24 protein-coding genes are annotated in these 22,046 nt (G+C 70.9%); 10 read left to right on the forward strand and 14 right to left on the reverse strand.

What is annotated here, in order from left to right:
• Positions 1 to 89 precede the first annotated feature (89 nt).
• Entirely contained in the window at positions 90 to 698 is a 609-nt protein-coding gene (locus FHX82_RS11055) for a TetR/AcrR family transcriptional regulator (RefSeq protein WP_145939057.1), read from the forward strand.
• A 3-nt stretch (positions 699 to 701) separates the two neighbouring features.
• Here the strand turns inward: FHX82_RS11055 and FHX82_RS11060 are convergent, their stop codons facing one another.
• Positions 702 to 2,159 (reverse strand): peptide MFS transporter, encoded by a 1,458-nt coding sequence (locus tag FHX82_RS11060; protein ID WP_145939056.1) that lies wholly within the window; start codon positions 2,157 to 2,159, stop codon positions 702 to 704.
• Between the two features lie 138 nt (positions 2,160 to 2,297).
• On the opposite strand from FHX82_RS11060, the gene nhaA reads away from it, so the two are divergent.
• From nhaA to FHX82_RS11075, 3 genes are read left to right on the forward strand one after another with little or no spacing between them, the layout of a single operon-like run.
• The gene (nhaA, locus tag FHX82_RS11065; RefSeq protein ID WP_145939055.1) at positions 2,298 to 3,485 is read left to right on the forward strand and encodes a Na+/H+ antiporter NhaA; all 1,188 of its coding nucleotides are present in this window, start codon (positions 2,298 to 2,300) and stop codon (positions 3,483 to 3,485) included.
• A gap of 29 nt (positions 3,486 to 3,514) precedes the next feature.
• Complete coding sequence (locus FHX82_RS11070; RefSeq protein WP_183176552.1) at positions 3,515 to 4,006, forward strand: phage holin family protein; 492 nt, start codon at positions 3,515 to 3,517, stop codon at positions 4,004 to 4,006.
• A gap of 14 nt (positions 4,007 to 4,020) precedes the next feature.
• Positions 4,021 to 4,980, forward strand: coding sequence for an alpha/beta fold hydrolase (locus FHX82_RS11075; RefSeq protein ID WP_145939053.1), 960 nt, complete (start codon positions 4,021 to 4,023; stop codon positions 4,978 to 4,980).
• Here the strand turns inward: FHX82_RS11075 and FHX82_RS11080 are convergent.
• Genes FHX82_RS11080 through nth form a run of 4 tightly spaced genes read right to left on the reverse strand, consistent with a single transcriptional unit; the run spans position 4,942 to position 8,085 of the window.
• Positions 4,942 to 6,138 carry a MarP family serine protease gene (locus tag FHX82_RS11080; protein ID WP_145939052.1) on the reverse strand — a complete coding sequence of 399 codons (1,197 nt, stop codon included), beginning with the start codon at positions 6,136 to 6,138 and terminating at the stop codon, positions 4,942 to 4,944. The two genes, FHX82_RS11075 and FHX82_RS11080, sit on opposite strands and share 39 nt — an antisense overlap.
• Positions 6,135 to 6,818 carry an NUDIX hydrolase gene (locus tag FHX82_RS11085; RefSeq protein WP_145939051.1) on the reverse strand — a complete coding sequence of 228 codons (684 nt, stop codon included), beginning with the start codon at positions 6,816 to 6,818 and terminating at the stop codon, positions 6,135 to 6,137. The genes FHX82_RS11080 and FHX82_RS11085 overlap by 4 nt, the downstream gene beginning before the upstream one ends.
• Complete coding sequence (locus FHX82_RS11090) at positions 6,815 to 7,405, reverse strand: TlpA family protein disulfide reductase (protein WP_145939050.1); 591 nt, start codon at positions 7,403 to 7,405, stop codon at positions 6,815 to 6,817. The genes FHX82_RS11085 and FHX82_RS11090 overlap by 4 nt, the downstream gene beginning before the upstream one ends.
• The gene (gene nth / locus FHX82_RS11095) at positions 7,402 to 8,085 is read right to left on the reverse strand and encodes an endonuclease III (RefSeq protein ID WP_145939064.1); all 684 of its coding nucleotides are present in this window, start codon (positions 8,083 to 8,085) and stop codon (positions 7,402 to 7,404) included. Before nth ends, FHX82_RS11090 begins: the two co-directional genes overlap by 4 nt.
• Positions 8,086 to 8,269: 184 nt before the next feature.
• On the opposite strand from nth, the gene FHX82_RS11100 reads away from it, so the two are divergent.
• From FHX82_RS11100 to FHX82_RS11110, 3 genes are all read left to right on the forward strand, one after another.
• On the forward strand, positions 8,270 to 8,521 hold the full coding sequence (locus FHX82_RS11100) for a hypothetical protein (protein WP_091508363.1): 252 nt from the start codon (positions 8,270 to 8,272) through the stop codon (positions 8,519 to 8,521).
• 230 nt (positions 8,522 to 8,751) lie between these two features.
• Positions 8,752 to 9,426, forward strand: coding sequence for a Crp/Fnr family transcriptional regulator (locus FHX82_RS11105; protein ID WP_091508361.1), 675 nt, complete (start codon positions 8,752 to 8,754; stop codon positions 9,424 to 9,426).
• A gap of 495 nt (positions 9,427 to 9,921) precedes the next feature.
• A complete protein-coding gene (locus tag FHX82_RS11110) occupies positions 9,922 to 11,151 on the forward strand; it encodes an MFS transporter (protein ID WP_145937093.1) in 1,230 nt (409 codons plus the stop codon).
• Between the two features lies 1 nt (position 11,152).
• On the opposite strand, the gene FHX82_RS11115 is transcribed toward FHX82_RS11110, so the two are convergent.
• The 8 genes from FHX82_RS11115 to sp36 all read right to left on the reverse strand — a co-directional run bounded on the left by FHX82_RS11115 (position 11,153) and on the right by sp36 (position 17,150).
• Positions 11,153 to 11,956, reverse strand: a complete 804-nt coding sequence (locus FHX82_RS11115) for a peptidoglycan-binding domain-containing protein (RefSeq protein ID WP_145937092.1) — start codon at positions 11,954 to 11,956, stop codon at positions 11,153 to 11,155.
• Positions 11,957 to 11,968: 12 nt separating this feature from the next.
• The gene (locus FHX82_RS11120; RefSeq protein ID WP_145937091.1) at positions 11,969 to 13,090 is read right to left on the reverse strand and encodes a peptidoglycan-binding domain-containing protein; all 1,122 of its coding nucleotides are present in this window, start codon (positions 13,088 to 13,090) and stop codon (positions 11,969 to 11,971) included.
• Positions 13,091 to 13,170: 80 nt separating this feature from the next.
• Positions 13,171 to 13,935: an MBL fold metallo-hydrolase gene (locus FHX82_RS11125; protein ID WP_145937090.1), complete on the reverse strand. Its 765-nt coding sequence runs from the start codon at positions 13,933 to 13,935 to the stop codon at positions 13,171 to 13,173.
• The gene (locus tag FHX82_RS11130) at positions 13,932 to 14,726 is read right to left on the reverse strand and encodes an NUDIX hydrolase (RefSeq protein ID WP_373308661.1); all 795 of its coding nucleotides are present in this window, start codon (positions 14,724 to 14,726) and stop codon (positions 13,932 to 13,934) included. The genes FHX82_RS11125 and FHX82_RS11130 overlap by 4 nt, the downstream gene beginning before the upstream one ends.
• Positions 14,727 to 14,756: 30 nt before the next feature.
• Positions 14,757 to 15,881 carry a hypothetical protein gene (locus FHX82_RS11135; protein ID WP_145937089.1) on the reverse strand — a complete coding sequence of 375 codons (1,125 nt, stop codon included), beginning with the start codon at positions 15,879 to 15,881 and terminating at the stop codon, positions 14,757 to 14,759.
• A gap of 36 nt (positions 15,882 to 15,917) precedes the next feature.
• The gene (locus tag FHX82_RS11140) at positions 15,918 to 16,538 is read right to left on the reverse strand and encodes a hypothetical protein (protein WP_145937088.1); all 621 of its coding nucleotides are present in this window, start codon (positions 16,536 to 16,538) and stop codon (positions 15,918 to 15,920) included.
• Position 16,539: 1 nt separating this feature from the next.
• Positions 16,540 to 16,992 carry a RidA family protein gene (locus tag FHX82_RS11145; RefSeq protein WP_145937087.1) on the reverse strand — a complete coding sequence of 151 codons (453 nt, stop codon included), beginning with the start codon at positions 16,990 to 16,992 and terminating at the stop codon, positions 16,540 to 16,542.
• The gene (sp36, locus tag FHX82_RS11150) at positions 16,989 to 17,150 is read right to left on the reverse strand and encodes a Sp36 family protein (protein WP_017985509.1); all 162 of its coding nucleotides are present in this window, start codon (positions 17,148 to 17,150) and stop codon (positions 16,989 to 16,991) included. Before sp36 ends, FHX82_RS11145 begins: the two co-directional genes overlap by 4 nt.
• A 108-nt stretch (positions 17,151 to 17,258) precedes the next feature.
• Here sp36 and bagA point away from each other — a divergent pair, with 108 nt between their 5' ends.
• Positions 17,259 to 18,263 carry an ATPase BagA gene (gene bagA / locus FHX82_RS11155; protein WP_145937086.1) on the forward strand — a complete coding sequence of 335 codons (1,005 nt, stop codon included), beginning with the start codon at positions 17,259 to 17,261 and terminating at the stop codon, positions 18,261 to 18,263.
• The gene (bagB, locus tag FHX82_RS11160) at positions 18,263 to 19,372 is read left to right on the forward strand and encodes an ATPase BagB (RefSeq protein ID WP_145937085.1); all 1,110 of its coding nucleotides are present in this window, start codon (positions 18,263 to 18,265) and stop codon (positions 19,370 to 19,372) included. The genes bagA and bagB overlap by 1 nt, the downstream gene beginning before the upstream one ends.
• On the opposite strand, the gene FHX82_RS11165 is transcribed toward bagB, so the two are convergent.
• Entirely contained in the window at positions 19,365 to 19,652 is a 288-nt protein-coding gene (locus tag FHX82_RS11165; protein WP_145937084.1) for a WhiB family transcriptional regulator, read from the reverse strand. The two genes, bagB and FHX82_RS11165, sit on opposite strands and share 8 nt — an antisense overlap.
• A gap of 222 nt (positions 19,653 to 19,874) precedes the next feature.
• On the opposite strand from FHX82_RS11165, the gene FHX82_RS11170 reads away from it, so the two are divergent.
• A complete protein-coding gene (locus FHX82_RS11170) occupies positions 19,875 to 22,028 on the forward strand; it encodes a transglycosylase domain-containing protein (protein WP_145937083.1) in 2,154 nt (717 codons plus the stop codon).
• Positions 22,029 to 22,046: the final 18 nt, after the last annotated feature.

Below are 22,046 nucleotides of genomic sequence, written 5' to 3' on the forward strand. Positions count from 1 at the left end.
CTCGAACTCCCTCAACTTCGATACCGATCGGTGCAGAAGTCGACCATAGCACTTTTGCACCGATCGGTATCGAAGGCTAGGATGACGCCGTGGAGAGCTCCCAGAAAGCACCCATCGGCAGGCCGCGTGGCTTTGACGCCGACGAAGCCCTCGAACAGGCGATGCTGGTCTTCTGGAAGCAGGGTTACGAAGGCGCGAGCCTGACCGACCTGACCAACGCCATGGGCATCACCCGGAAGAGCATGTACGCGGCCTTCGGCAACAAGGAGGAGCTGTTCCGCAAGGCCCTTGCGCGCTACACCGAAGGCCCCGCCTCCTACGCATCCCGCGCGATGGAGAAACCGACCGCGCGGGAGGTGGCCACGGCGTTCCTCACCGGCTCGGTCGGGGCGACCACCCGGCCCGGCTGCCCCGCCGGCTGCCTGGGCGTGCAGGGCTCACTGGCCGCCGGAGAGTCCGGGCGGGCGGCTCAGGACACCCTCGCAGCCTGGCGCGAGGAAGGCCGCGTGCAGCTCCGCCACCGGTTCCGGCGGGCCGTCGACGAGGGTGACCTGCCCCAGGACGCGGACCCGGACCTGCTCGCGCGGTACCTCATGACCGTGGCGAACGGCATCGCCGTCCAGGCGGCCGGCGGCGCCACCGCCGCCGAACTCCAGCGGGTGGCCGACGCCGCGCTGCGGAACTGGCCACCCGCCTGAGGCTCAGCGCACCCCGGACATCAGCTTCTTCACGAACGGGCTGCCCAGCGCCAGCAGCACACCGATCACGACGGCCACCGCGCCGAGGATCCCGAAGTACGGCGTCTCGTCGTCCGGGTTGTAGTACTGCGCCAGCGAGCCCGACAGCGCGGTGCCCAGCGAGACCGACAGGAAGAACAGCGCCACCATTTGCGTCCGGAACGCCTCGGGCGCGAGCTTCGTCGACAACGACAGCCCCACCGGCGAGAGCATCAGCTCCGCGATTGTGAACACCAGCAGGATGCCGACCAGCCCGAGCAGCGGCGCGCTGTTCGGGCCGCCGTCCGCCATCGGCAGGAACAGCAGGAACGCGACGCCCATGATGCCGGTGCCGAGTGCGAACTTGATCGGCGTCGACGGCTGCCGCTGCGCGAGCTTGGTCCAGATCACCGCGAACACGGGTGCGAGCACGATGATGAAGATCGGGTTGATCGACTGCACCCACGAGACGGGCATCTCCCAGCCGAACAGGTTCCGGTCCAGCCGCTTGTCGGAGTAGACCTCGACGACCGTGAACTGCTGCTGGTAGAGCGCCCAGAACGCGGCGCTGGCGATGAACATCGGGATGAACGACAGCACCCGCTTGCGCTCGACCGCCGTGATCTTGCGGCTGGTGAGGATCACCGCGAAGTAGATCACCGCCGCGACGGCGACCACCCACACCACGACGTCGGACAGGTTCGCCGCGGTCACGACACCGGTGAACAGGGCCACCAGGATCACCGCCACCACGACGACGATCGCGCCGATGGCGTGGGGGCGGTTGCGGGCGGGCAGCCGGTTCGGGACCTCGCGCGCCGAGTCCGGCAGGTTGCGCCGGCCGAGCGTGTACTGCACCAGGCCGAGCGCCATGCCGATCGCGGCCAGCCCGAAGCCGAGGTGGAAGCCGACGTTGCTCTGCGCGAGGCCGGTGAGCAGCGGCCCGACGAAGGCACCGAGGTTGATGCCCATGTAGAAGAGGCTGAACCCGCCGTCGCGGCGTTCGTCGTGCTCGGTGTAGAGCGTGCCGACTACGGAAGTCGCGTTGCCCTTCAACCCGCCGCTGCCCAGCGCGACGCACACCAGACCGACGCCCACGCCCGCGTAGCCGGGCAACACCGCGAGCGCGATGTGCCCGATCATGATCAGCACCGCGCTGTAGAACAGCGTGCGCTCGGCGCCGAGCAGCCGGTCGGCGACCCACGCGCCGGCGATCGTCGACAGGTAGACCAGACCGCCGTACGCGCCCACGATGCTGGTGGCGGTGGCCTCCGGCATCGCGAGCCCGCCGTCGGCGACGGAGTAGTACAGGTAGATGGGCAGAATGCCCAGCATCCCGTAGTAGGAGAAGCGCTCCCACATCTCGACGCCGAACAGGTTCGCGAGCCCTAGTGGGTGCCCGAAGAACCTGGTGTCCGGTTTGACCTCGGTGGAGGTGACCATCGACACGTCCTTCTCGTGGTGCTGACATCGTTGGCAATTCACATACTAGGACGGCCGTACTGTTACCTGTAGAGTGGGCCGAGGTGCGCCGGGAAGTCTGGTCGGCAAGACTCGATCGACTTCCCGAGGAGCTCCGAAGTGCCCAAGCCCCGCCCCGTCCACGATTTCGCCCGCTACCTGCGGACCGAGACCACGGGTGGGCTGATTCTGCTCGCCGCCACCGCGCTCGCCCTGCTGTGGGCGAACTCGCCGTGGGGTGATGCCTACCGGGCGCTGCGGGACTTCGGGATCGGGCCGCACTGGCTGCACCTCGACCTCTCGGTGGGCGACTGGGCGAAGGACGGGCTGCTCGCCCTGTTCTTCTTCGTGGCCGGGCTGGAGCTCAAGCGCGAACTCGTCGTCGGCGAGCTGTCGCGGCTCAAGCAGGCGGTGCTGCCCGCCATCGCGGCGCTCGGCGGGATGATCGTGCCCGCGCTGGTCGCGCTCGCGGCCGCGTGGGGCACGCCGGGCATCGACCGCGCCTGGGCGATCCCGGTGGCCACGGACATCGCGTTCGCGCTCGGCGTGCTCGCGCTGACCGGCTCGAACCTGCCGTCCAGCGCACGGGTGTTCCTGCTCTCGCTGGCCGTCGTCGACGACCTCGGCGCGATCGTCGTCATCGCGCTGTTGTTCACCACCGGCTTCAACCTGGTGGCCGCCGCCGTCGCGGTCGCCGCGTGCGCGCTCTACGCGTTCCTCCAGCACCGGCGCGTCCGCAGCCCCTGGCTGTACGTGCCACTGGTCGTGATCACGTGGGTCGCGGTGCACACGACCGGTATCCACGCGACGATCGCCGGAGTCGTACTCGGGCTGCTGACGCGCGTCCGGCCCGACCCGGGGGAGGAGGCGGCGCCAGCGGTCCGACTGGAACACCGGCTGCAGCCCTGGTCGGCCGCCGTCGCCGTGCCCGTCTTCGCGCTGTTCGCCGCCGGGATCGAGATCGACGCGAAGTCGCTGTCCGAGGTGTTCACCACAGCACTGCCGCTCGGAGTGCTGCTCGGGCTCGTCGTCGGCAAGCCCATCGGGATCCTCGGTGCCTCCGCGCTCGCCGTCTCGACCGGGCTCGCCGAACGGCCCGGCGGCACCGGTTGGCGTGATCTCGCCGCGTTGTCGCTGCTCGGCGGGGTCGGGTTCACGGTGAGCCTGTTGATCGCGGATCTCGCGCTGAGCGGTGAGGCAGCCGAACGGGCCAAGGCCGCCGTCCTGCTCGCGTCGATGGTCGCCTCGCTCGGCGCCGCGGTGTTGCTGCTCCGCCGGAACAGGGTGCACGGCGCGCGGGAGGACTGAGCGAGCCGGGTGGCGCGGCGCATGGCACGATGACCCCCGTGAGCAGCCAGGAGCACGAACGCAGCGGCCCAGACGGCCTCGGGGCCGTGCCCTACATCCCCCTGTCGAAGGACGACGGCACCGAAGACGGTGCGCAGTCGCTCGGCAGCCTCGTCAGCCAGGCCACACAGCACCTGTCCACGCTGGTGCGCGCCGAGGTCGAGCTGGCGAAGTCGGAGGTCGCGGGCGAGGTCAAGAAGGGGATCAAGGGCAGCGTCTTCTTCGTCATCGCCGGTGTGGTCGGGCTCTACAGCTCGTTCTTCTTCTTTTTCTTCCTCGGTGAGCTGCTGTCCGAGTGGCTCAAGCGCTGGGCGGCGTTCCTCATCGTGTTCGGGCTCATGCTCGCGGTCACCGTGGTGCTCGCGCTGCTCGGCTGGCGCAAGCTGAAGAAGCTGCGCGCGCCGGAACGCACGATCACGAGCGTCAAGGACACCGCCGCGGCGTTGAAGCCGCGGCGCGAGGCCGCCGTCGAGCGCGGCTGACCCTCCCGACGCTCGTGCAGCCGCCCGATCCGTCCAGCGTCCGGATCGACGGACCGTGGACGCACCGCGACGTCTCCGCCAACGGCATCCGGCTGCACGTCGCCGAGGCCGGTAGCGGGCCGCTGGTGCTGTTGCTGCACGGGTTCGCCGAGTTCTGGTGGGCGTGGCGGCACCAGCTGGTGTCGCTCGCCGAGGCCGGGTTCCGCGTCGTGGCGGCGGACCTGCGTGGCTACGGCGACTCGGACAAGCCCCCGCGCGGCTACGACGCGTGGACGCTCGCCGGTGACGTCGCCGGGCTCGTCCGCGCGCTCGGCGAGCGGCGGGCGCACCTCGTCGGGCACGCGTGGGGCGGCATGCTCGCGTGGACAGCGGCCGCGCTGCACCCACGGCTCGTCGCCTCGGTGAGCGTGCTCGGTGGCGCACATCCGCTCGCGTTCCGCTCCGCCGTCGGCCGCACGCTGCTGCGGCGCGGGCAGAGCCAGACCCGCGCGATGGGTCACCTGTTCCGCTTCCAGGTGCCGATGGCACCCGAACGGCGGCTGGTCGCCGACGACGCGGCGCTGGTCGAGACCCTCTTCCGGTCGTGGTCCGGTCCACAGTGGCCGCAGGGTGACGACTTCGCCGAGACGGTGGCGCGGTTCCGCGAGGCCGTCCTCGTGCCCGGCGTCGCGCACAGCGCGCTGGAGTACTACCGCTGGGCGTTCCGGGCGCAGTTCCGTGGCGAGGGCCGGCGGTTCACCGACGCCGTCGGCACGCGGGTCGCCGCACCCGTGTTGCAGGTCCACGGCGAGGCCGACTCGTGCGTGCTGCTGGAGACCGCCCGCGAGTCCGCGCCCTGGCTGGGCCCGCACTCACGGTTCGAGACCCTGCCGGACGTCGGGCACTTCCCGCACCTGGAAGACCCGGCCCGCACGGACAAGGCTGTCTTGTCCTTCTTAGGCGGCGCAGGATCCGGTGCTCACCCGCGCGCTTAACGCGGGCGCGTCCTCGATCACCGAGCTGACCTGCTTGGTCGTGAGCGTGAACCCGGTCTCCGAGTCCTCCACCGACGCGCCGAACACGACACCGACGACCTGGCCCTGCGGGTTCACCAGCGGGCCGCCGGAGTTTCCGCTGCGGACCTGGGCGCGCACGGTGAACACGTCCCGCCGCACCGTGTGGGAGTCGTAGATGTCCGGCCCCTGCAACGTGATCTCGTTTCGGATGCGCCCGGCCGTCGCGGTGTACGGGCCGTCGAGGGGATAGCCCAGCACGATCGTGTCGTCGCCCGCCTTGCCCGCGGCCGACGAGATGGTCAGCGGCTGGGCCTGCAACCGGGGCACCGCGAGCACGGCCACGTCGACCTCGGGGTCGAAGTAGACGACCCGCGCGGGCAGCCTGCCCTGCGACGTCTCGACCGCCGTCTCGTCCGTGCCCGCGACCACGTGCGCGTTGGTCATCACCCGCTGCGGCGCCACGACGAACCCGCTGCCCTCCAGCGCCCGCGAGCACGACGACGCCGTACCGCGGATCTTCAGCACGCTGCCCCGCAGCTGCTGCACGACCGCGCTGGTCTGCAGGCTCGTGTCCGGCGGCGCGATCTCGTTGATCTGCGTCTTCTGGAACGGGTCCACGATGGACGGGAAGCCCGACACGTCGAGCAGCTTGCGCAGGTCGGCGGGCAGCCCTTCGGCGGCAGGGGGCATCGCCTTGTCGACGGCGCCGAGCACCGCGGAGTTGTTGATCGCCTTCGCGAGGCCGGGCAGCGCCGCGACCCCGGTCAGCGGCACCGCGATCAGCCAGGCCACGACGAACACCACGAGGCCCTGCACGATCGCGCCGAGGGTCTGGTCGATACCGCTGAGCTTGTCGGTGTTGATCCGGCTCTTCACGGCGTGCTTGATCCGCCTGCCGACCCACACGCCGAGCGTCTCGCCCAGCGCCACCAGGAACACCACGGTGGCCACCGCGAACGCGACCTTGGCCGCCGGGTTGCTGAACAGGTCCACGATCAGCGGGGCGATCCGGATCCCCAGCACCGCGCCGCCGATCACGCCGACCAGCGCGGGCAGCGCGATGACGACGCCCTGGCGCGCGCCGGAGATGGCGGCGAGCAGTGCCAGGACGATCACCAGGACGTCGACCCAGTTCATCGTGTCTCCCTATCGTGCTCGCGCAGTGCCGCTTCGAGATCGCGCACGTCGTCGCGGTCCCATTCGCGCTCCCACCCGCCCAGGGAGAGCAGTACCGACAGCAGTCCGGCCGTGAACCCCCACACGAACAGACCGTCCACGGCGAACGCCGGTCCCTTGTACCCGGTGCCCGGCCGCCGGACCTGGAAGCGGTGCGCCGGGTCGGCCAGGTCGCTCAGCGCGACCCTGGCGACCGTCGCCGTCTCGGCCGGGTCGACGGCGTGCACCGGCGACGGAGTCTGCCAGTGCGCGAGGACCGGTGTCACGGCGAACCGCGAAACCGGAACGAACAGCTCGGGCAGCACGGCCACCGGCAGGACACCCGAAGGGTCGACGCCCGTCTCCTCCTCGGCCTCGCGCAGCGCTGTCGCCACGATGTCCGCATCACCCGGTTCGGCACCGCCACCCGGGAAGGCGACCTGGCCGGCGTGCGAGCCGAGGGTGTCGGCGCGGCGCAGGAGCAGCACGTCCGGGCCGCTCGGGCCTTCGCCGAAAAGGATGAGCACCGCGGCCGGGCGGGTTTGGCCGTTCCGGGGCGGGGAGAAGCGCGTGAACGTACTCGAATCGACCTGCCCGCTGATCTCGACCAGCGGGCGCAGCCAGACGGGAACCGTGCCCGCGTCGACGAGCGGACCGGTCACGAACCACTCTCCACGGCCTGGCGCACCGCGTCAGGGTCGCCGAAGGTAGGTGGGTTCCGGATGAGGTGCACCTGCCCGTCGGGCGTGACCAGGTAGGACGAGGGCAGGGCGGCCACCTTGAGCTTCTCCCGGACCGGGCCCGTGTTGCCCTCGCCGTCGAAGACGCTCGGCAGGTGCACGCCCAGGTCCTTCAGCAGCGCGAGGCCGTCGGCCTGTGAGCTGGCGGCCTGCACGAGCAGCACCGGGACGGCGCCCGGCTGCCGGGCATACTGCGCGAGCACCGGCAACTCGGTCTTGCACGGGACGCACCAGGTGGCCCAGACGTTGACCAGCGTGGTGTGCCCGGCGAGCACGGCCGACAGGTCGACGTTCCCGCCGTCGGCGAGGCACTGCGCGGACACGCCGTCGAGCTGCGCGACCTTCCCCGAACCGGTGGTGGGGCACGGCGCGAGCGCGGCGGCGGCGCGCGCGGCGGTGAGGTCGGGCCCGGCGGTGTTGCGTGTCCCCGCGGTGCGCGGCAGCACCGCGACGATCACGGCGAGGACCAGCACCCCCGCCGCGAGCGCCCACTTCGTCACCTTGGTCACGAGCCCTGCACCATCGCCAGGATGTGGTCCCGTTCGGGACCCTTGACCAGCTTCGCCGCCTCCTCGAACCCGGTCGGGCCGGTGCCGTACGAGGGGCAGTCGCGCGCCAGGGGGCAGGCGCCGCACGCGGGCTTGCGGGCGTGGCAGACGCGGCGCCCGTGGAAGATCACCCGGTGCGAGAGCATCGTCCACTCCTTGCGCGGGATGAGCTCCCCGACGGCGTGCTCGACCTTCACCGGGTCCTCTTCGGACGTCCAACCCCACCGGCGCACCAGCCGGCCGAAGTGGGTGTCGACGGTGATGCCGGGCACGCCGAAGGCGTTGCCGAGCACGACGTTCGCGGTCTTGCGGCCGACACCCGGCAGGGTGACGAGCTCGTCGAGCTTGTCCGGCACCTCCCCGCCGTAGCGTTCGACGAGGGCGGCGCCGAGACCCATCAGCGAGTTGGCCTTCGCGCGGAAGAAGCCGGTGGGCCGCAGCAGCTCCTCCAGCTCGGTGCGGTCGGCGGCGGCGTAGTCGGCGGCGGTCTTGAACCGGGCGAAGACAGCGGGCGTGACCTCGTTGACGCGCACGTCGGTGGTCTGCGCGGAGAGCACCACGGCGACGAGCAGCTCGAGCGGGTTCGTGAAGTCGAGCTCCGCGTGCGCGTCGGGGAATTCCTCGGTGAGGCAACGCAGCATCCGCCGCGCGCGTCTCACGAGTGCAAGCCTGCTTTCCCCGGCACCCTTCCGGGGGACGTGACGAACGGCGGGTGGCACCCCGCTAGCCTACGGAAGCCGCTGTGGGTGCTTCCCGGTGGCCGACCTGCCACAGCTGAAGACCTGGCGCAAGAACCGAGCCCACTCAAGCGAGGATCTGAAGTTCATGACCGTCTGGTTCGTAGTCGCTGTGCCCCTCGTGATGATGTTCTTCGCCCTCGCCATGGAACGCGTCGAAAGCCGCCTCAAGCACGTCGCCGTGCAGGAGGAGGAGGTCGAGGAGTTCCTGGAGCAGGCCCGGCCGAACGAGGTCAGGGCGCTCTACGGGCACGGCATCGGCCGGGCGCTCGAACTGTTCCGGCTGCGCCGCCTCGGCGGCCGCGCCGCGAAGCTGCGGTCACGCCGCGCACAGGATTGACCCGTTCGGGTTAGGGCTACCTCAACTCTCGCATACCCTCGGTCAACTGGCTGTCAGCAGCGATTAAGCTGGCTGACCGGACGAGATCGTTTCCACCCTCCTGGGCGTTAGCAGCCTGCCAACCGGCGAGCCGTGCGGCGATCTCGCCCGAACGGCCTAGACTGCACGCAAGTGATCGGCGACACGCTCCCGCACCGGGGGCCGCGTCGCCAGCAATGAGGAGGCACGAGGTGGACGAGACCCTGGCCCGGGCGGGCATCTTCCAGGGGGTCGAACCGGCCGCGGCCGAGGCGCTCGCGCAGACCTTGGAGACCGTGGAGTTCCCCCGGGGTCACGTGATCTTCACCGAGGGCGAACCGGGCGACAAGCTGTACATCATCCTGTCCGGCAAGGTCAAGATCGGCCGGAAGTCCCCGGACGGGCGCGAGAACCTGCTGTGGATCGCGGGACCGTCCGACATGTTCGGCGAGCTGTCGATCTTCGACCCGGGGCCGCGCACGTCGAGCGCCACCACGGTGACCGAGGTGCGCGCGGTGACGATGGACCGCCCGTCGCTGCGGAAGTGGATCTCGACCCGGCCGGAGATCGCCGAGCAGCTGCTGCGGGTGATCGCGCGCCGGTTGCGCCGGACGAACAACATGGTCGCCGAGCTGATCTTCACCGACGTGCCCGGCCGGGTGGCGCGCGCTCTTCTGCAGCTGGCGCAGCGCTTCGGCAGCCAGGAGGCCGGCATCCTCCGGGTCACCCACGACCTGACGCAGGAAGAGATCGCGCAGTACGTCGGCGCGAGCCGCGAGACGGTCAACAAGGCCCTCGCCGACTTCGCTCACCGAGGCTGGCTCCGCCTGGAAGGCAAGTCCGTCCTGATCCTGGACCCAGAACGCCTAGCCCGCCGCGCCCGGTAGCAAGACCCCAACCCCAACCGCACCCGACTGCCAAACGCAACCACGGCAGGGGGGTCCAGGGGGGCGAAGCCCTCCCTGGCGGGGGTTTGGGGGTTCGACCCCCAATGTGATCGCCGGAGTGCCCAGGCGCAGCGAGCGAAGCGAGCAAGCAGGGGCACTCCGAAACGAAGGGCCGGGCGCCACCCCCGACGTGGCGCACCGGCCCTTCGCTGTGCGCGAGCCATCCCCCGACGGATCGCGCTCCCCGCCCTCCGGAATTAGGCCCCGACCCGATGCCCGGAGGGAGTTCTTCTGTTATGTCAACTCTGCCACGGCCCCTCCCCTGGATTTCAAGGCCGTTCACCCTCAAGGACGCCCCCGTGGCCTCTTCGTTGCGTGATTTCCGCGCAAACCCGGCGTCCGTTATGCAACCGAGACCAACCAGCGAGAACTGGTGATGAACCTCGCCGCGAAACAACTGGTACCCCCGTACCAGAGTGCGGCATACTGGTACGCATGTCCCAGTCCGTCTCCCTCGCCGACTACCGTGCTGCCCTGACGACCCCCGGTTCCACCCGGCCCCTGGTCGCGTCGTTGCTCGCCCGCCTGCCGATCGCGATGATCGGTCTCTCGGCGTTGCTGTACGTCCAGCGGGAGACCGGCTCGTTCGCCGCCGCGGGGCTGGTGTCCGCCGGGTCGCTGGTGGGTGTCTCCGCCGGGTCGGTGGTGCAGGGCAGGCTGATCGACCGGTTCGGCCCGACGCGCCCGCTGCTGGTGATGGTGGTGCTGTTCGCGCTCGCGATGGCGGGGCTGACGCTGGCGATCGAGGCGCACGCGGCGACGCCGCTGCTCGTCCTGCTCGGCGGCGGCATCGGGATCACGGAGCCCATGGTCGGCTCGGCGTCCCGGGCGTTGTGGGGCAGGCTGGTCGCGGTGGAAGGCGTGCGCAACGCCGCCTTCTCGTACGAGGCGATCAGCATGGAGGTCTTCTTCATCCTCGGTCCCGGCCTGGCCGGGCTGCTGGTCGCCGCGCCGTGGCCGGGTACGGGCATGATCGCGGGTTCGGTCTGCATGATCGCCGGCGGCACGCTGTTCGCGCTCAGCCCGGCCGTCCGCGCGTGGGGTTCGGCGCCGGCCGGCGGACGGCGGTCGCTGCTGGGCGCGCTCGCGGGTCCGGGCATGCGCACGCTCGCGCTGGCGGCGCTCGGGTTCGGTGTGGTGATCGGGTTCGTCGAGGTGGCGGTGCCCGCGGCGGCGACGGAGGCGGGCAGGCCGGAGCTGGGCGGGGTGCTGCTGTCGGCTTGGTCGGTCAGCTCGGTGGCCTTCGGTATCGCGTTCAGCCTGCGCCCGTGGCCGCGGGCGATGTCGTTGCGGCTGCCCACGCTGCTCGCCGCGTTCGGGCTGCTGGTGGCGTTGCTCGCGCTGCCGTCGAGCCTGTGGGGCCTGGCGCTGGCGATGCTCGTCGCGGGCGCGATGATCACGCCCCAGTCGGCCACCCACTCGGCGGCGATCGAGCTGGTGGCCCCCGAGGGCACGGCGGCGGAGGCCTTCGGCTGGGTCCTCACGGCGGTGACGCTCGGGCTCGCGTTCGGCCAGTCCGTGAGCGGCTACCTGGTGGAGCACGCGGGCCCGTCGGCGTCGTTCCTGGCGGCGAGCGCGTCGGCACTGGTGGTCGCCGCGGTGGTCTGGCTGCTGCGGCACACCGTCCAGCAGCCCGCGCCGTCGCGCGAAGAGGCGCTGGTCTGATTCAGAACCGCGGTTCGTTCTCCACGTGCACCACGTTCCCCGCGGGTCCGTAGGTGAGGACCGTGCCTTCCCAGCGGCCGAAGTCGAGCCCTGCACCGGCCGATCCGACGGTGTAGAACTGCGTCGCCGTCGAGGCGCGCACGAACGTGTCCAGCAGCTGCGCCATCCGAGAGCAGAACACGTTCCCGTCGCCCGGTCCCGGTGCGATGAACGCCACCGAGCAGGAGAACAGGTCCACCCCGGCGACGAACTGGCCGCGGAGCACCGACAGCACCGCGAGGTTGGCGAGCGTGAGGTTCTCCCGGCAGAACTGGACGAACGCCGCCCGGCCGTGCGCCATCAGCTTGAGCCGCACTGGATCGGCGGTGTGCGCGACCGTGTCGGCCGCGCTGTCGAGGAAGAACTGCAGCGGGGTGTCGAAGTTGACCTCGATCACGGTGTCCCCGGCCGGCCGGTTCCCCTGCAGCCGGACGTCGCGGTACACCAGCCGGTGGGGCCGGAACGCGCCGGCACCGGCGACCGTTTCGTCGGGAAACGCGTCCGGGGCCACGAAGAACCCCTTCAACGCCCGGAAGGTCACCTGACCGGGTTGGACGAGGCCGTCCTCGAACCCCAGCTGACTCCGTTGGAACTGCCGGATCGCGGCGACGGTCTTCGGGCCGACCAGCCCGTCCACGTCCAGCTGCGGGTCCGGGCCACCGGACCCGGGATCGACGTGGTTCAGCAACATCTGCACCGTGAAGACGTCGTCACCGTCGTTGGCGCCGCCGTTCCCCACGCTCGCGGACAAGTCCCTGACCGACATGGCGGTCTCCTTTCACTGCCCGAGTGCGCGCCAGGTGTTGGGGCCGACGACGCCGTCGACCGCGAGCGCCGCGCGACGCTGGAACTCGCGGACGCGGGCGTCCGTCGCCGGCCCGAACTGTCCGTCGACGGCGATCGGCGTGAGTTCCGGCATCCGGGCGTTGAGCAGGCGTTGCAGCTTGCGGACCGCCGGACCCGCCGAGCCACGACGCAGGGTCGGCGTACCGGCCGCGTTCTCCTCCGCCTGAGCGGTACCGGGGTCGGGCGCTTGCCCGGTGAGCGCTGCCCACGTCCTCGGGCCGACGATCCCGTCCACCACCAGCCCGGTCCGCGACTGGAACTCCCGGGCCCGTCCCTCCGTCGCCGGCCCGAACTGCCCGTCCACGGCGATCGGGACGAGGTCGGTCAGGCGGGCATTGAGCAGGCGTTGCAGCTTGCGGACCGCCGGACCCGCCGAGCCACGACGCAGGGTCGGCGTACCGGCCGCGTTCTCCTCCGCCTGAGCCGAGGTCTCGGCCGGAGTGGGCGCCGAGACCCGCACGTCGAGGTACAGGCCGTATTCGCCGTAGTCACCACCGTCGTCCCGGCCACTGAGAATGATCACGTCGGTCCAGGCCAACGACCTCGGATCATCCGGGCGGGTGAGGGTCCGTCGCCGCGAGTCCGCCTGTAACAGCGCGTCCGCGGGGAGCGCGGCGGCCTGGGGGTTGTAGATGTCGTTGCTGATGCCGAGGACACCCGCGCCGAAGTTGACCAGTCCACGGGCCAACAGGTCGATCAACGGCGCGGCGGCTGCCCCCAGCCCGGCTGTGTACGCCGCCAAGGCGGTCGTGATCGCGGCCGCGGCGGCGTCCGCGAGGACCTGTTTCTCCTGTTCCACGTCACCCGAGTCGAACTCCGCGAGCGTCGCGACCAGCCCGAGGTCCTGCGGGGGACCCGAGTACAGGAGCGCCTGCATCGTGTGGATCCGCTGCCCGTCCGGCCCCATCCGCAGGTAACCGGAGTCGGGGAACTTCAGGGCGGGATGCGGTTGTCGGTCCGCCGACCCCACCTGCACGCTGCCGTAGATCTCGTCTTCGCTCTCCTGCCGCACGCGGCACTCGAGACCCGTCGCCCAGACTTCCACCCGGCTCATCGCCCCTCCTGACCGCGTTCGCTTCGTTGCGAATGCCCGGTTAGTCGGTTTGGGAGCCGAAACGTAACAAGATCCCGGTTTCAGTCCCCCGAGCGCAGGTAGTCGAGCTGGGCTCGGACGCTGTGCTCGGCCGGGGCCCACAGCTCCTGGTCGATGTCGGCGTAGACGTGCTCCACCACCTGGCGCGGGGTGGCGTCCTCGCCGAGCACGCTCAGTGCACGACGCACCTGGTCGAGCCGTTGCTCGCGGTGGTCGAGGTACTCCTGCGCGGTCGCCTTGAGGTCGGGCAGCTCCGGACCGTGCCCCGGCAAACCCCGTTGTCCGGCGGGCAGCTCGACCAGCCGGCGTAGCGAACGCAGGTACGAACCGAGGTCGGCGAGCACCGTCGTGCCGCGGCCGAGGATCGTGTCACCCGTCAGCACGTGGCCTTCCAGCCGCAGACACACCGAGTCCGCCGTGTGGCCGGGCGTGTGCAGGACCTCCAGCTCCAGACCCGCCGCCGAGACGACCTCCCCGTCGGTCAGCGCGCCCGCGTCGCGGCACAGCTCCTGGTCGAACGCCCGCACCGGCGCACCCGTCCGCTCGGCGAGCCACGGCGCGCCTTCGCTGTGGTCGGTGTGGTGGTGGGTCAGCAGGATCAGCGCGACCGGGCCCAGCTCCGCGAGCTTCGGCAGGTGGTCGAGGTCGTGGTAACCAGGGTCGACGAGCACGCTCTCGGCGGCGCCGGGCGCCCGCAGCACCCACGTGTTGGTGCCTTCGAGCGTCATCATGGACGGGTTGTTCTCCAGCAACACCGACGCCACCGGGGACACCTGCCGGAGCTCGCCGTATGCGGGGTGCGTCATTCGTCGCCCACCACCACGCGGACCCGGTCCCCGTCCCGGACGAGCTTGGGGATGATCGCCTCGATCGTGCGTTCCGCGGCCAGCGCTTCGGCGGTGCTGCCGAACTCCGACAGCTCCTGCAGCGTGTACCAGGTGGGCGGCATCAACATGCTGCGGCCGGCCTCCGCGTCCGCGAGCGCGTCCTGCGGCCGCTGCCAGCCCGAAGACTCCGCCTCGGTGGTCTCGCCGTCGGCGTGCTGCCCCTCGGGCAGGGCGGCGACGAAGAACCGCGTGTCGTAGCGGCGCGTCTCCTGAGGAGGGGTGATCCAGTGGGCCCACGGCCGCAACAGGTCCGCCCGCAACGTCAGCCCGGCCTCGGCGAGGAACCCGGCCAGCGACAGCTCGCGCGACTCCAGCGCCCGCCGCTGCGACCGATAGCGGGCCGCGTCCGCGACCACGCCGTCCTCGGTACCCGCCAGCAGCACGCCCGACTCCTCGAACGTCTCCCGTACGGCTGCGCACACCAGCGCCCGCCCCACGGGTTCCGTCGCGCCGAACCAGCCCGCCCAGTCACTCGCGGGCGGACCCGCCCAGCGCACGGAAGCGTCGGCGTCGCGCTTGTCGACCCCGCCGCCGGGGAACACCGTCATCCCCGCCGCGAACGCCATCGCGGCGACGCGCCGTTGGAGGAAGACCTCCAGCCCGTCCGCGGTGTCCCGCAGCAGGATCACGGTGGCCGCGTCGCGCGGCACCGGCGGGTTCTCCAGCGGGGTGTCGGAGAACCGCACCCCGGCGGGCAGCTCGAAGTTCAGTTGAGGCACAACAAGTAACTTACGCGGGAGTCAGGCTCCGGAGAACCCGTCCACCCAGCGCGGGTTGTCCTCACCGGACCCGTTGGTCCGGACCTTCGACGCCTCCGCGCGCTCCCGCTCGGCCAGCTCCGCGTGCAGCTCACGCAGCAGCTGGCGGTCGCGTTCGGACAGCTGCGGGTCGTTGAGGTCCAGCTCCGGGATCTCCACGACCTCGCCCGGCCCGATCACCGCGGACGCGATGGCCTTGCCCTTCTCCGGGTCCTCGGCGAGCGCGGCCCGCAGCTGGGCCACCTCCGCCGAGCTGAGGTCCGTGGTGGCCTCAGCCCGGGTTTCCGGCGGCTCTTCGCGCGGCCCGAACTTGTGCCCGGGGCCCTTCGACGCCTCGGGGGCGGGGGCAGGTGCAGGGGCCGGAACAGGCTCCTCGTCCTTGGCGTCGGCCGCGACGTGCCGGCCCGCCTTCTCCTTGGCGTTCGGCTTCGGGGCCGACGGACGGTTCTGCGGCGCGGAGCCGTTCGAGTTCCCCGCGAGCCACACCGCCATCGCGCTGTTGAGGGCCTGGTCGTGGTAGCGGGTCCGCTCGGCACCGGGGCCGGTGACCTCGACGACCGCACGGATCCCGGCGCGGCGCAGCGCCGCGTCGATCCGGTACGCGGCCGCGGGCGGGTTGCCCTCCGGGCCGATCTCGACGAGCACGACCCGCTGCGGCAGCGGACCGGGCACGCTGCCGGCCGGGGTGTTGCGCCACACCGCGTGCACCGAGCGCAGGTCCGGCAGCACCTGGAGGGTGCGGTCCAGCGCGTCGGCGACCCCGTGCTCGGGCTGGTTGTCCCCGGTGAAGTGGTGCAGCACGCCGTTGTCGGCTTCCGCGTCGTTCACCGTGAGGTGCTCGGCGAGCGTGGCGTCGGAGCGGCTCAGCTCCAGCACCAGGCCCAGCTCGTGCTGCTCGGACTCGCGCACCGGCAGCTTCCCGGCGATCAACGCGCCGGTGGTCAGCTCGGCGGCCTCGTCGAGGCGGGCCCGGGCCGTCAGCTCGCGCGCTTCGGACAGTGCGCTGTCGTCCAGCCGTCCGGCCAGCGCGAGCAACAGGTTGTGCAGCCGGAGCGGGACCGCGAACCCGTCGGTTCCCAGCCCGGCGTCACTGTGGGACTCCACGATTCTCCTCCCAGCAGCCCGATCGGGGTGACCGGGCCGTTACGCGGCGGCGAGGCGGTGCCCGGTGTCCACTGCGCCGGTGCAGACGAGTTCCGAGCTCGCCAGCGCGGCGCGGTGGTACGCGGGGAGGTCGAACCTCGGCGGCATCACCTCGACGCTGGGCTCCTCGTCGCCCAGCACCCGAAGGACCCGCTGCAGCTCACCGGTCAGCCTCGGCAGGCCGGCCAGTGCCGTGACCAGCAGCACGCGCTTCAGCTCGTCGCCTTCGCCGTGCCGCCAGCTCTGCCGCACCTCGCCCACGTCCGGCCGGCCACGCAACGTTGCGTGCACCAACGCGGACACTGAGTCCACGGAGTTCACCCGATCGGGCGCACTCCCCGTGAATGTGTACCGGTTCTCCGGAGCTTCGTCCACCCCAAGAGTGGAACTCACCTGGTGCCAGTCGGCCCCGTGCGGCACCAGCCCCGCGACCAGCAGGCGATACTCCGGTTGGTCGAGGTCGATATTGTGCTTTAGCAAAGTCCTCGGCAGGGTCCGCGCGAGCGTGGTCATCGCGCCCTCGCCCAGCCAGTCCCGGTAGCGCCACAGCAGCTGGTCCGGCATCCGGCCGGCCAGGCGCAGCAGCAGCTCGTGACAAGCGGCTTCGATGTCCGGATCCATGTCAGACCTCCACGATCAGTTCGACCTCGACCGGCGAGCCCAGCGGCAGCTCGGCCACCCCCACCGCCGACCGCGCGTGCGCGCCCGCTACCCCGAAGATCTCGCCGAGCACCTCGGACGCCCCGTTGATCACCGCGGGCTGGCCGGTGAACCCCTCGGCGGACGCCACGAACCCGACGACCTTGACCACCCGGACGACCGAGTCGATGCCCACGAGGGCGTCCACGGCGGCCAGCGCGTTGAGCACGCACGTGCGCGCGTGGCGCTTGGCCTCCTCCGGGCTCACGTCACCGCCGACCTTGCCGGTGACGGCGAGCGTGCCGTCGACGAACGGCAGCTGGCCCGAGGTGAAGACCTGGGCCCCGCTGCGGACGGCGGGCACGTACGCCGCGACCGGGGCGGCGACCGAGGGCAGCTCGATGCCCAGCTCGGTCAGCCGCTGCGACCAGCTCACGCCTTCGCCCGCTTGAGGTAGGCGACGTGCTGCTCACCGCTCGGGTTCGGCAGCACCGTCACCAGCTCCCAGCCGTCCTCGCCCCACTGGTCGAGGATCTGCTTGGTGGCGTGGATCAGCAGGGGAACCGTGGCGTACTCCCACTTGGTGGCGCTCATGGTGGGGAGACTAACCACCGGATCAAGCCCGGTCCGATCCGCCTGACGTGTCTCACAGTGCGTCACCGATGCCCCACGCGCCCGCGCGAGGTGAATTACGCTGCTGGAGTGAGCACTCCCCTGCCCGGCTGGACCGACGAGCTCGCCCGTGCCCGGCTGCACTTCGTGAGCGGCAAGGGCGGCACCGGAAAGACCACCCTCGCCGCGGCGCTCGGGCTCGCGCTGGCCCGCAACGGGCGCCGGGTGCTGCTGATCGAGGTCGAGGGCAGGCAGGGCTTCGCCCAGCTCTTCGACACCGAGCCGCTGCCCTACGCCGAGCTGCGCATCGCGTCCGCGCCCGGCGGCGGGGAGCTGCGCGCGCTGCACATCGACGTCGAGGCCGCGCTGCTCGAGTACTTCGAGATGTTCTACAACCTGGGCTTCGCGGGCCGGACGCTGCGGCGGATGGGCGCGATCGAGTTCGCGACCACGCTCGCGCCGGGGCTGCGCGACGTCCTGCTCACCGGGAAGATCAAGGAGTGCGTCGGGCGGACGGAGTCCGACGGCAGGCACACCTACGACGCGGTGGTGGTCGACGCGCCGCCCACCGGTCGCGTGGTCAAGTTCCTCGACGTCACGAAGGCGCTGACCGACCTCGCGCGCACCGGCCCGATCCGCGGCCAGGCCGACGGCGTGGTGCGGCTCGTGCACTCGGGGCAGACCGCGGTGCACCTGGTCACGCTGCTGGAGGAGATGCCGGTGCGCGAGACCGTCGAGGCGGTCGCCGAGCTGGACGGCGCGGACCTGCGGCCGGGCGCGGTGTTCGTCAACCGGGTGCGCCCGCCGCGGCTGACGGCCCGGTCGCTGACCGCTGCCGCCGACGGCAGGGTCGACGCGGGGCGCGTACGCAGCGGGCTCGCCGAGGCCGGGCTGGAACTGCCGGAAGCCACCCTGGAGGCGCTGGTGGAGGAGACCGTGGAACACGCGATCGGGATCGCCGCCGAGCAGCGGGCGCGCGAGCAGCTCGCCGAGGCCGACCTGCCGACGCTGGAGCTGCCCGACCTGCCCCACGGCGTCGACGTCGCGGCGCTGTACGACATCGCCGAAACCCTGGTCCAGCAGGGGGTGCGCTGATGCTCGACGTGGACGAGCTGATCGACGACCAGGAGACCCGCGTGGTCGTGTGCTGCGGTTCCGGCGGGGTCGGCAAGACCACCACGGCCGCGGCGATCGCGTTGCGCGCGGCCGAACGCGGCCGCCAGACCGTCGTGCTCACCATCGACCCGGCACGCCGCCTCGCGCAGGCGCTCGGGCTGCGCGAGCTGGGCAACCATCCACGTCAGGTGCAGGTCGAGGGTTTCGACCCGAAGGGCGAGCTGTGGGCGATGATGCTCGACATGCGCCGCACCTTCGACGACATGGTGCGCGCCCACGCCGGGCCGGACCGGGCCGAGCAGCTGCTGGCGAACCCCTTCTACCAGACCATTTCCACGTCTTTCTCCGGCACGCAGGAGTACATGGCGATGGAGAAGCTGGGCCAGCTCGCGGCCACCGGCGACTGGGACCTGATCGTCGTGGACACCCCGCCGAGCCGGTCCGCGCTCGACTTCCTGGACGCGCCGACCCGGCTGTCCAGCGCGCTCGACGGCCGGATGATCCGCCTGCTCACCGCTCCGGCGAAGGCGGGCGGCTGGGGCCTGCGGAAGGTGGTCAGCGCGGGCTTCACGATGTTCGCGAAGGCCGTGTCGACGATCATCGGCGGGCAGCTGCTGGCCGACGCGTCGGCATTCATGCAGGCGTTCGACACGATGTTCGGCGGCTTCCGGGAACGCGCGCGCAAGACGTCGGAGCTGCTGCGGTCGCAGGGCACCGCGTTCCTCGTCGTGGCCGCGCCCGAACCGGACGCGCTGCGCGAGGCGAGCTACTTCGTCGAGCGGCTGTCCGCGGAGCACATGCCGCTGTCCGGGCTGGTCGCGAACCGCACCCACCCGGTGCTGGCCGACCTGTCGGCGACCGCCGCGATCTCGGCCGCCGAGCGGGTGGAGTCGAGCGCGCCGCTGGCCACCGCGGTGCTGCGGCTGCACGCCGACCGGGTGGCGCTGGCCGAACGCGAGGAGCGGCTGCTCGCCCGCTTCACCAGGGCGCACCCGGAGGTGCCGATCGTGCGCGTGCCCGCGCTGCCCAGCGACGTGCACGACGTGGCCGGCCTCCGCGACATCGGAGACCGGCTCGCCGCTAGCTGACCTGCACGTACTCGCGTTTCGCCGACTCCAGCAGCTCGGTCCAGGACGTGACGTCGGGCCTGCGCCGCAGCAGCGCGCGCCGCTCGCGTTCGGTCATGCCGCCCCAGATGCCGAAGTCGATGCGGCTGTCCAGCGCCTCGGCCAGGCATTCCGTGCGCACGGGACAGCCCATGCACACCACCTTGGCCCGGTTCTGCTCGGCGCCCCGGACGAACAGCTCGTCCGGATCCGCGTCCCGGCACAGCGCGTCGGCTCGCCAACTCCGTTCGATCGATTCCATCTGCCCCCAGCTCCTCACCCTCGGCTCACGTAGGTCGAATTCCCCAGCGCCTCCCCGGCGCCTCATACGTGAGACGTTGACGGACTGTAGGACCAATCGGTTCCACTCGCCAAGATCCTCCGGGAATTCGTTACCGGAACACGTCGCACACGGGGCGCACTCGTGGTATCGCACCCCCACGTGCCCGGCGCGGTTCGCCCGGTTCCTACTAGTCTGGGGCCCGTGCGGAAGACGGATGGTCTGTTCAAACTGCTCGGTCTGTGCCTGCTCGCCGGGATCCTGGTCGCCGGGGTGCTGTTCCCGATCGTCGGCGCCGCGGGCGTCGCGTCGAACAAGGCCAGCGAGACGGTGGACAGCATGTCCGCCGAGCTGGCCAACGTGCCGCCACCGCTGGTCACCACCATCACCGACTCGGCGGGCAACCCGATCGCGACGCTGTACGACCAGTACCGCATTCCGACGGCGTCGTCGCAGATCAACGACGCCATGAAGTGGGCGCTGGTCTCGGTCGAGGACAAGCGGTTCTACGAGCACCACGGCGTGGACTGGAAGGGCACGATCCGCGCCGCGCTGAGCAACAGCACCGGCGGGGACACGCAAGGTGCCTCGACGCTGACGCAGCAGTACGTCAAGAACTACCTCATCAACGTGATCTACCGCGACGACGAGGTCGGCCAGAAGAAGGCCCAGGAGCAGTCGGTCGCCCGCAAGCTCAAGGAAGCGCGGATCGCGATCCAGCTGGAGTCCAAGATGGACAAACAGCAGATTCTGACGAGCTACCTGAACGTGGTGGAGTTCTCGCGCAAGATCTACGGCGTCGGCGCGGCCGCGCAGGCGTACTTCGGTACGACGGCGGAAAAGCTGAGCGTGCCGCAGGCCGCGCTGCTGGCCGGGATGGTGAACAACCCGCCGTTCTACGACCCGTGGAAGTACCCGGAACGCGCCACCGAGCGGCGCAACCTGGTGCTGGACCGCATGGTGGAGAACCAGAAGCTCGCGCCGGAGGACGCGGCGCGGTTCAAGACCGAGCCGCTGGGCGTGGTGCCCGACGGCCCGGCGCGCCCGGCCTCGAACTGCACCGGTGCGGGTCCCGAGAACGGTTTCTTCTGCCAGTACGTGCAGGACTACCTGCTGACGAACGGCATGTCGAAGGACGACCTGTACACCGGCGGATACACCATCCGCACGACGATGGACCAGAACGCCAACCACCAGGCGAAGGTCTCGGCGGAAACGCAGGTCAGCAAGACGCAGAAGAACGTCGCGAACACGCTTTCCCTGGTGCGCCCCGGAAAGAACCGGCACGAGGTGGTCGCGCTGGCCGCGAACCGCGACTACGGCACGGACGCGGACAAGGGGCAGACGACGTACGCGCTGCCGTCGGACGTGTCGAACGTGACCGGCGCGGGTTCGAGCTACAAGATCTTCACCGCGGCCAGCGCGCTGGAGCAGCACAAGACGGGGATCTACGCGACCATCCAGACCCCGCAGACGTACGCGTCGAAGGTGTTCACCGGCAGCCCGGCCCCTTGCCCGTTCGTCGCGCCGTACACCCGTGGCTACTGCTTGAGCAACTACGGCGAGGCCAATTACGGGAGCTCGATGTCGTTGCAGCAGGCGCTCGCCACGTCGCCGAACACCGGCTTCGTCATCCTCGAGGAGCAGGTCGGGGTCGGCAAGATCATCGACATGGCCCGTCGGCTCGGGATGCGCAACACCATGGCCTCCAACGCCGCCAACGGCGGTCCCGTCGACCCGAAGAGCGACAATGCGGCGGCGCGGGTCGACCAGGCGAAGTACTACGGACCCACGGACAAGTCGGCCGGGTTCGGTTCCTTCACGCTCGGCATCAGTCCCACCAGCGGCCTCGAACTGGCGAATGTGGCAGCGACGATCATGAGCGACGGGGTGTGGTGCCCGCCGACGCCGATCGCCGCTGTGACCGACCGGGAAGGAAAACCAGTGCAGGTCAAGGAAGCGGCATGCGAGCAAGCCGTACCTGAAGAGTTGGCCCACACCCTCGCCGTCGGCATGAGCAAGGACGACACAGACGGCACATCGCGCGGCGCGGCGCAGCAGGTTGGCTGGAACCGCCCGATGATGGGCAAGACGGGAACGACGCAGGAGAGCGGTTCGGCGACCTTCGTCGGAGCGGTGCCGCAGATGGCGGGCGCAGCGATGGTCTTCCGGCCAGATACTCCGTTCGGCGGCCTGCGCTACAGCGGCCCCGGCAAGGTCGCCGCCGTGCCGAGCTCACAGGGAAACATGTTCGGCGGCATGACCCCGGCGTACACGTGGTTCAACGCCATGACGCAGATCCTCGGCAACCAGCCTGCGCCACCGCTGCCGCCCTCGGATCCGGCGTACGAGCACTGAGACGACGTGCCCGGGGAT

The organism is Amycolatopsis bartoniae, assembly GCF_014191255.1.
Classification (GTDB): domain Bacteria; phylum Actinomycetota; class Actinomycetes; order Mycobacteriales; family Pseudonocardiaceae; genus Amycolatopsis_E; species Amycolatopsis_E bartoniae.

Bases quoted from the DNA above. Each gene is read 5' to 3' on its own strand.
- FHX82_RS11080 (WP_145939052.1), bottom strand. From the start codon at position 6,138: ATGAACTGGGTCGACGTCCTGGTGATCGTCCTGGCACTGCTCGCCGCC.
- FHX82_RS11060 (WP_145939056.1), bottom strand. From the start codon at position 2,159: ATGGTCACCTCCACCGAGGTCAAACCGGACACCAGGTTCTTCGGGCAC.
- FHX82_RS11125 (WP_145937090.1), bottom strand. From the start codon at position 13,935: ATGACGCACCCCGCATACGGCGAGCTCCGGCAGGTGTCCCCGGTGGCG.
- FHX82_RS11115 (WP_145937092.1), bottom strand. From the start codon at position 11,956: ATGTCGGTCAGGGACTTGTCCGCGAGCGTGGGGAACGGCGGCGCCAAC.
- FHX82_RS11100 (WP_091508363.1), top strand. From the start codon at position 8,270: ATGACCGTCTGGTTCGTAGTCGCTGTGCCCCTCGTGATGATGTTCTTC.
- bagB (WP_145937085.1), top strand. From the start codon at position 18,263: ATGCTCGACGTGGACGAGCTGATCGACGACCAGGAGACCCGCGTGGTC.
- FHX82_RS11120 (WP_145937091.1), bottom strand. From the start codon at position 13,090: ATGAGCCGGGTGGAAGTCTGGGCGACGGGTCTCGAGTGCCGCGTGCGG.
- FHX82_RS11070 (WP_183176552.1), top strand. From the start codon at position 3,515: ATGACCCCCGTGAGCAGCCAGGAGCACGAACGCAGCGGCCCAGACGGC.
- FHX82_RS11110 (WP_145937093.1), top strand. From the start codon at position 9,922: ATGTCCCAGTCCGTCTCCCTCGCCGACTACCGTGCTGCCCTGACGACC.
- sp36 (WP_017985509.1), bottom strand. From the start codon at position 17,150: ATGAGCGCCACCAAGTGGGAGTACGCCACGGTTCCCCTGCTGATCCAC.
- FHX82_RS11140 (WP_145937088.1), bottom strand. From the start codon at position 16,538: ATGGATCCGGACATCGAAGCCGCTTGTCACGAGCTGCTGCTGCGCCTG.
- FHX82_RS11165 (WP_145937084.1), bottom strand. From the start codon at position 19,652: ATGGAATCGATCGAACGGAGTTGGCGAGCCGACGCGCTGTGCCGGGAC.
- nth (WP_145939064.1), bottom strand. From the start codon at position 8,085: ATGCTGCGTTGCCTCACCGAGGAATTCCCCGACGCGCACGCGGAGCTC.